Source organism: Streptomyces murinus, from assembly GCF_002154555.1.
In the GTDB taxonomy this organism is placed as follows: Bacteria; Actinomycetota; Actinomycetes; order Streptomycetales; family Streptomycetaceae; genus Streptomyces; species Streptomyces murinus.
This window is the reverse complement of the sequence record NZ_MUNF01000246.1, coordinates 1-6,970: the sequence shown is the minus strand read 5'-3', so window position 1 is coordinate 6,970 and position 6,970 is coordinate 1. Positions and strand designations below refer to the sequence as shown.

Genomic DNA, 6,970 nt, shown 5'->3' with positions numbered 1-6,970 from the left:
CTTCTGGTTCTTCGGCCATCCCGAGGTGTACATCATCGCGCTGCCGTTCTTCGGCATCGTCTCCGAGATCATCCCGGTCTTCGCCCGCAAGCCCATGTTCGGCTACATGGGCCTGATCGCCGCGACGATCTCCATCGCGGGACTGTCCATCACCGTGTGGGCGCACCACATGTACGTCACCGGCGGTGTGCTGCTCCCCTTCTTCTCCTTCATGACCTTCCTGATCGCGGTGCCGACGGGCGTGAAGTTCTTCAACTGGATCGGCACCATGTGGAAGGGCTCGCTGTCCTTCGAGACACCGATGCTCTGGTCGGCGGGCTTCCTCGTCACGTTCCTCTTCGGCGGTCTGACCGGTGTCATCCTGGCCTCGCCGCCGATGGACTTCCATGTGTCCGACTCGTACTTCGTGGTGGCCCACTTCCACTACGTGGTCTTCGGTACGGTCGTGTTCGCCATGTTCGCCGGATTCCACTTCTGGTGGCCCAAGTTCACCGGCAAGATGCTGGACGAACGCCTCGGCAAGATCACCTTCTGGACGCTGTTCGTCGGCTTCCACACCACGTTCCTGGTGCAGCACTGGCTGGGCGCCGAGGGCATGCCCCGCCGTTACGCCGACTATCTGGCCGCCGACGGGTTCACCGCCCTGAACACGGTCTCCTCGATCGGCTCGTTCCTGCTGGGCCTGTCGATGCTGCCGTTCCTCTACAACGTCTGGAAGACGGCGCGGTTCGGGGTGCCGGTCGGCGTGGACGACCCCTGGGGCTACGGCCGCTCGCTGGAGTGGGCGACCTCCTGCCCGCCGCCGCGCCACAACTTCCTGACCCTGCCCCGGGTCCGCAGTGAGGCCCCGGCCTTCGACCTGCACCACCCGGACATCGCGCTGGCGGAGGCCGAGGCGCAGGGCGCGGTATGAGCGACCCGAGTCTGCGGCAGGGGGCCGCCGAGGGGGAACTGAGCAACGAGGTGGAGGGCTACCTGCTCTGGCAGGCCCGTGTCGCGGAGGCCGAGCAGCGGGCCCAGGAGTTCGTCCGTCCCATGGACTGGCTGACGACCGCCCAGCGCACGGAGATCGAGCAGAGTTACGCCGAGGACGCCCTGCGCCGCGCCAGGAAGGACCTGGAGCGCATCGCCGCCCGCTGCACCTCGCTGCGCGCCGAGTACGAGAACAGGTACCGGGAGCTGCGGCGACGGTGCGTGGGCTGGACGCTGGGCGTGTGCGCGGGGCTGGCGGCTGCGGTGACGCTGCTGCTGCTTCTCTGAGGTTCTTCGCGTTTCGTTCGAAGGCAGCCGCTCCCCCGAGGGGGCGGCTGCCGTCGAACGCCGGCGGTCAACGGTGCCGGTGGGCCGCGCTGATCAGCCCGTAGGTGACCAGGCCGTAGCCGAGGTGCGGGAGGGCGTCCGCGGTCCAGTCGGCCGGGGACCAGGCGCGGGGGTCGCTGATGCCGAGCCCGGCGATCGGGATGTCGGTCAGGACCATGGCCAGGGCGCCGGTGACGGGGCCGCCCAGCCGGCCGGGCGGGCGGACACCGGCCCGGTGGAGCAGGGCGACGGCGGCGCCGGTGCCGACCCCGACGGCGATGCCCGTCAGCGCGCCGAGGCCGGACAGCCGGTTGTCCCGGCCGTCCGACTCCGGGACCGGGTGCCCGGCCTTCTCGGTGATCTTCTCCACCACGTCTTCGGGTGCGCTGCTGGAGGGCCGGCCACGCAGCCGCCGGGGCCCGGGGGCCGGTCAGCGGGAGAAGCGCGAGGTGCCCAGGTTCACCAGATGGCCGACCATGTCGATCTGCACGCCGTCCGGGGTGGCGCGGGCGGCGCTGAAGCCGACGTTCTCCGGGAGTTCGACGCGCCAGGTGGCCGCGGGCCGTTCGGCGCCGGGCGTGCTGAGGGAGATCTCGTCGCCCTGGGCGAGCAGCGTACCGGTGCCGTCGGCCTGCCGGCCGCCCACGGTGCCGCTGATCCCGACCCGTGCCGCCTGGCCGTCCGAGCCCGGCGCCTGCGACACCTTGACGGGACCGCCGGTGCCGGCCAACCGCGTGAGTACGCCGGACAGTTGGTCGTACGACAGGGTCAGTGTGCCGTTGACGAGGTTCGCCTCGGCGCTGCGCGCGGTCAGCGAGGTCACCGTCACGCCGTGCAGGTCGAGTCGGAGCCGCTCGACGCCGAGATAGCCGCCCTGCGCGTTGTTCGTGGTGTCGACGGTGAAGTTCTCGGCCGTCAGGGCGACATGGTCGAAGTCCTGGGCGAACGCCTGGGTCAGGAAGGGGAAGCCCTTGATCGACACATCGATGCTGCTGTCGGTGGAGTTGCCGTAGCCGTACTTCTGCTCGGCGAGCCGGGCGGCCTCCTTGTCCGCGTAGTGCACGGCGACCCGGTCGGCGACGGTGAACAGGACGGCCAGCACCACGACCGTGATCGCCAGCACCTTCACCCATCTTCGTCTCATCCCAATTCCCCCTGTGATATGTCGAGTTGATCCGCACGCTCCCCGCGTGCGCCCTTGATCATGCACCACGGGCGGGCCGCCGAGAGCAGCGGGGGCACACCGGGGCCGCTGCCCTGGTGTGCCCCCGTGGAGCGGTGCCCGGTGTCAGCGGCCGTGGCCCGCCGGGTCACGGTCGTCCGCGGGCCGCGCGGGGACGGTGCCGGGGGTCTGTGCCGCCCGGTCGCCGTGGCCCGGCCACCAGGCCGCGTGGCCGATGAGCGCGGTGAGGCTCGGCGTGAAGAACATCGCCATGACGAACGCGGCGATCGCGATGCCGAAGGAGACCGCGAAGCCCATCTCGGTGAGCAGCGCGTTGCCCGCCAGCATCATCGTGGCGAAGGTCGCCGCCAGGATGAAGCCGGCCGCGGCCACGGTCGGCCCGGCGTGCCGCAGGGCCTGGCCCGCCGCCTCGCGCGGATCGCGGCCCTCGCGGGCCTCCTCCCGCAGCCGGGCGATCATGAGGATGTTGTAGTCCGTGCCGATGGCGACCACGAAGAGATACATGATCACCGGGAGCATGAACATCAGGCCGGAGTGCCCCTCCCCCTTCTGGAAGATCCACACCGTGGCGCCGAGGGTGGCGCCGAAGCCGAGGCCCACCGAGGCCATCAGGTACCAAGGGGCCACGACGCTGCGCAGCAGCAGGCCGAGGATGACCATGATGAGGAGGGCGGCGACCGGGAACACCGTGCGGTAGTCGTGGTTGACCGCCGTGTCAATGTCCTTGTAGATCGAGGACATGCCGCCGACCAGCGCCTCCGTGCCGGCGGGCGCGTTGGCGTGGGCGGTGTCGCGCACCCGCTGCACGGCGTCGATGGCCTGGTCCGTGGACGCCTCGTACGTGAGGGTGACGGTGAAGTCCGCGGTGGTGCCGTCCTTGTCGAGCTGGCTCATCCGGACGCTCGCGACCCCGTCGACCGTGCCGAGCTTGTGCGCGTACCCGGTGAATCCGCTCTTGTCGAGCGGCTTGCCGTCGGTGCTGGAGAGGTAGACGTCGGTGGGCGCGGCGGCGCCTGCGGAGTACGCCTTCTGCATCTGGTCCTGGACGACCATGGACTCCTTGGTCTTGGGCATGGAGCCCGACGCCAGGTCGAAGGTGGCCTTGTAGCCGAGCGTGCCCGCCGACAGCGCGAGCAGGACCAGGCCGGAGGCGACGGCGGCCAGCGCCGGGCGGCGGCGCACCGCACGGCCGAGCGCGGCGAACCGGGCGTTCTCCGGCTCCTTCTGCCAGGACTTGGAGGGCCAGAAGACCTTGGGCCCGATCAGGGAGACCACGGCCGGGATCAGGGTGAGGCCCGCGACCAGGGTGGCGGCGACCGCGATGGCGAGCGCGGGGCCCATCTGCTTGAGGAAGCCGAGGGTGGACAGGACCAGCGCGAGGAAGGCGATGATGACCGCGCCGGCCGCCGAGGCGATGGCCTCGCCGACCCGGCCGACCGCGTTGATCATGGCCTCCTTGGACTCGTCACCGGCCCTGAGGCGTTCGCGGTAGCGGAACATCAGGAACAGGAAGTAGTCCGTGCCCACACCGAAGAGCACCACGATCAGGATGGACGAGATCGAGCTGTTGGCCTGGAGCCCGAACAGCTTGGTGGCGTAGGCGATCAGCCCGTTGGCGACGGCCGAGACCAGGCCGATGAGGACCAGCGGCAGGACGGCCAGGATCGGTGCCCGGAAGATGATCAGCAGGGTCACCAGGATGATGACGAAGGTGCCGATGCCGATCAGCGCCTGGCCGCGCTTGGAGGAGTCCTGCTGGTCGAGGGCCTGTGCGGCGGAGCCGCCCAGCCGGACGTCGAGATGGGTTCCCCTGGCCAGTTGCTTGACGTCGGCGCGCAAGGTCTTGGCGGCGTCGGCCTGTTTGGGCTGGCCGGCGTTCTTGCTGTCCATCTGGACCAGGGTCAGGGAGTACCTGCCGTCCTTCGACGGCGGGCCGGGGACCACCTTCTGTACCTGATCGATCTTCTTCTCGCCCAGTTCGGTGGTGATCCGGGCGATGTCCTTCTGGTCGGCGGCGGTCAGCCGGCCGCCGTCGGTGCGCTGGTAGAGCGCGATCGCGGAGGGGGTGAAGGCGCTGGGGAACGCCTTCTGCTGGAGTTCCGCGGCTTGGATCGACTCATAACTCTTGGGCAGAAAACTGCTCTCGTCGCTGTTGGAGGGCAGGCCTGGGGCGGTGGCGACGATCGCCACCGCGGCGATCAGCCATGCCACGATCGTCCAGACCGGATGCCGGACGACGGCAGCGCCAATACGTCGGAACATGCGGGAGGGTCCTCCTGTACAGGAAGATCACCGCAGCCCGGGGAGCGGTCCCTGGCATCGGCGACCCCGACCGGCCCAGTCCGACGAGCCGGTCGAATGGTTGTCTGAGGGATCACATCGTAGTGACCGACGATACGTTTTTCGCACCGGATATCCCGTGGCTTGTACCGCGTCGCAAGCGGATCAAACCGGTCCGGAATTCCGCCAGATGAACACCTCGGTGCTGGGGGCCCGCTCGGCGAAACGCCCTGCCGGGGAGGCCGCCGCGAGCAGCCCGCGCAGGTCCGTCTCGAAGGAGTCCAGGCGGGGCCCGAAGAGGTGCGGGGCGGCGAAGGAGTGCGAGAAGGTCCAGGCGACGACGACGTCGGTGCTGCGCTCCAACACCGCGCCGCCGGGTACGACATGGCGCTCGGGGCCGCGGAATCCCGCCTCCGCCAGGATCCGGGCCTCGCCCCCGGGAGTGCCCTGGGGCAGCAGCCCGCGGCCGGCGCGACGGACGGGCCCGAGGTACGCCTTGACCAGCGCGGCGATGCTCTCGTGGGGCACGGCGGGGTACGGCGATCCTCCGGCTGTCCGGCGCTCGCCCTTGAGGTCGGCGAGGTGCACCAGCGCGCCGCCGGTCCTGAGCATCGCGCGGACGGTGCGGGCCACCCGGACGCGGTCGGTCCAGTGGAAGGACTGCGCGAAGACCACGGCGTCGAACCGGCCGAGCCCGGCCGGGAGTTCCTCGGCGCGCAGCCGTGCCCAGCGGATCCGCGGGGCCACCCCCGCGGCGGTGGCCCGGCGATCGGCCGCGCGGATCATCCCCGGGTCGGGATCGACGCCGACGGTCTCCCGGAACAGGGCGGCCAGCGGGACGGTGACGGTGCCCGGACCGCAGCCCACGTCGAGCAGCCGGCCCCGGCCGTCGGCGGACAACTCGCGGGCGAGCAGGGGAACCAGGCCGGGGGCGTACGGCAGCCTGCCGCGCTCATAGTGCTCGGCCGCCCCGGCGAACAGGGTGTCGTCCCACTCCCAGGTCACGTGACGGCCTTTCCTGCGGGGGCGGTTGAGGTGAAGGCGGTCAGGTGAGGCGGCTCGGGCCGGAGGCAGTGCGGAGAGAAGCCGATCGGCCGGGGGCGACCCGGGGCCGTGACGTTTCAGCTGGAGGCGCCGGCGAGCGCGGCCCGTGACCGGCGCCGGGCCTCCTCGATCACCCGCGCGCCGCGATCCGGGGCGGTGTCGAGGCGGACGAGGACGGACGGGACGGCGATGGCGGGGAGCAGATGGTCGAAGAGCGCCGACATCCGCTGGTCCAGATCGGCCCAGTCGGCGACGGCCTGCGAGACGAACTGCACCCCTATCCAGGCCCCGAGGAAGACCTGCGCGGTCTCCTCCGGCACCACATGCGGCAGCACCTCGTCCCTGGCCCTGGCCTCCGCAAGCAGGGACGCGGTGAGTTCGGCCCAGGCCGGCCAGGCGCTGCCGAAGACGTCCCGCCCCTGGAGGTCGGCCGAGAGCCGGACCGCGGCGAGCAGCAGGGGCTCCCGCGGCAGCCGGTCGGCCAGGGTCATCCCCGCGTCCACCCACTCCTGGAGCTTCAGCTCCCGGGGCACGTGGTACTCGGCCGAGATCCGTTCCTCCAGCACACCCCGGGCGAGGGCGGCCTTGGAGTCGAAATGGAAATAGAGCGCGCCTTTGGTGACACCGGCCCGGTTCAGTATCTCGGCGATGGTCGCCGCGGCATAACCGCGCTCGGCGAACACCCCGGCGGCGGCCTCCAGTACAGCCCGTCGGGTCCGCACAGCTCGCTCCTGCTGAGCCATGGACCCTCCTCAAGCTGAACGTTAAACCAATCCGTAGCCTACCCCACGGCCTCTCTACCACCGGGTCCACGCGGGCCGTTGGGGAATCCGGGACTCCGGGGGCGCGAGGGGGACACGGGGTTCGAGAACGCGCGCGGGAAAACCCATGGCGTGCGCCGCGAACCGGGTCGGTCCGGGTTTGAATCCAGGGAGACACCGCACCATCTCGCCCCCCCAGGAGGACGCCATGCGCGTCGCGATCACCGGGTCCCATGGGCTCATCGGTTCCGCCCTCGTCCGCTCCCTCTCGGGGGACGGCCATCAGGTCGTCAGACTCGTCCGGGCGGGCGCGGACCGCGGTCCGGGGGACGGCGGCGAGGCGGTGAGCTGGGATCCGGCCGGGGACGGGCCGCGGCTCGCGGGGGTGGACGCGGTGGTGCAT

8 protein-coding genes are annotated in these 6,970 nt (G+C 70.9%); 3 read left to right on the top strand and 5 right to left on the bottom strand.

All coding sequences use genetic code 11. The annotated features are described in order from the left end of the window. The coding region (locus CCN72_RS16585; protein ID WP_208638022.1) for a cytochrome c oxidase subunit I at nt 1-913 on the top strand (913 nt) is incomplete at its 5' end. Then, complete coding sequence (locus CCN72_RS16580) at nt 910-1,260, top strand: cytochrome C oxidase subunit I (protein WP_086808185.1); 351 nt, start codon at nt 910-912, stop codon at nt 1,258-1,260. The genes CCN72_RS16585 and CCN72_RS16580, both read left to right, overlap by 4 nt. Before the next feature lie 67 nt (nt 1,261-1,327). On the opposite strand, the gene CCN72_RS16575 is transcribed toward CCN72_RS16580, so the two are convergent. The 5 genes from CCN72_RS16575 to CCN72_RS16555 all read right to left on the bottom strand — a co-directional run bounded on the left by CCN72_RS16575 (nt 1,328) and on the right by CCN72_RS16555 (nt 6,549). Then, the gene (locus CCN72_RS16575) at nt 1,328-1,708 is read right to left on the bottom strand and encodes a hypothetical protein (RefSeq protein ID WP_086808184.1); all 381 of its coding nucleotides are present in this window, start codon (nt 1,706-1,708) and stop codon (nt 1,328-1,330) included. A 21-nt stretch (nt 1,709-1,729) separates the two neighbouring features. Then, entirely contained in the window at nt 1,730-2,443 is a 714-nt protein-coding gene (locus tag CCN72_RS16570; RefSeq protein WP_208638021.1) for an LmeA family phospholipid-binding protein, read from the bottom strand. Nucleotides 2,444-2,587: 144 nt separating this feature from the next. Next, nucleotides 2,588-4,744 (bottom strand): MMPL family transporter, encoded by a 2,157-nt coding sequence (locus CCN72_RS16565; protein ID WP_086808183.1) that lies wholly within the window; start codon nt 4,742-4,744, stop codon nt 2,588-2,590. 183 nt (nt 4,745-4,927) lie between these two features. Beyond that, a complete protein-coding gene (locus CCN72_RS16560; protein ID WP_244174261.1) occupies nt 4,928-5,767 on the bottom strand; it encodes a class I SAM-dependent methyltransferase in 840 nt (279 codons plus the stop codon). Between the two features lie 116 nt (nt 5,768-5,883). Next, nucleotides 5,884-6,549, bottom strand: coding sequence for a ScbR family autoregulator-binding transcription factor (locus CCN72_RS16555; RefSeq protein ID WP_086808182.1), 666 nt, complete (start codon nt 6,547-6,549; stop codon nt 5,884-5,886). A 226-nt stretch (nt 6,550-6,775) separates the two neighbouring features. Between CCN72_RS16555 and CCN72_RS40575 the strand changes: the two genes are divergently transcribed. Then, nucleotides 6,776-6,970: NAD-dependent epimerase/dehydratase family protein (locus CCN72_RS40575; protein WP_244174259.1), on the top strand; the 195-nt coding region annotated here is incomplete at its 3' end.

Excerpts from the sequence above, each read along its gene's own strand:
- CCN72_RS16580 (WP_086808185.1), top strand. The coding sequence starts at position 910 with ATGAGCGACCCGAGTCTGCGGCAGGGGGCCGCCGAGGGGGAACTGAGC.
- CCN72_RS16570 (WP_208638021.1), bottom strand. The coding sequence starts at position 2,443 with ATGAGACGAAGATGGGTGAAGGTGCTGGCGATCACGGTCGTGGTGCTG.
- CCN72_RS16565 (WP_086808183.1), bottom strand. The coding sequence starts at position 4,744 with ATGTTCCGACGTATTGGCGCTGCCGTCGTCCGGCATCCGGTCTGGACG.
- CCN72_RS16555 (WP_086808182.1), bottom strand. The coding sequence starts at position 6,549 with ATGGCTCAGCAGGAGCGAGCTGTGCGGACCCGACGGGCTGTACTGGAG.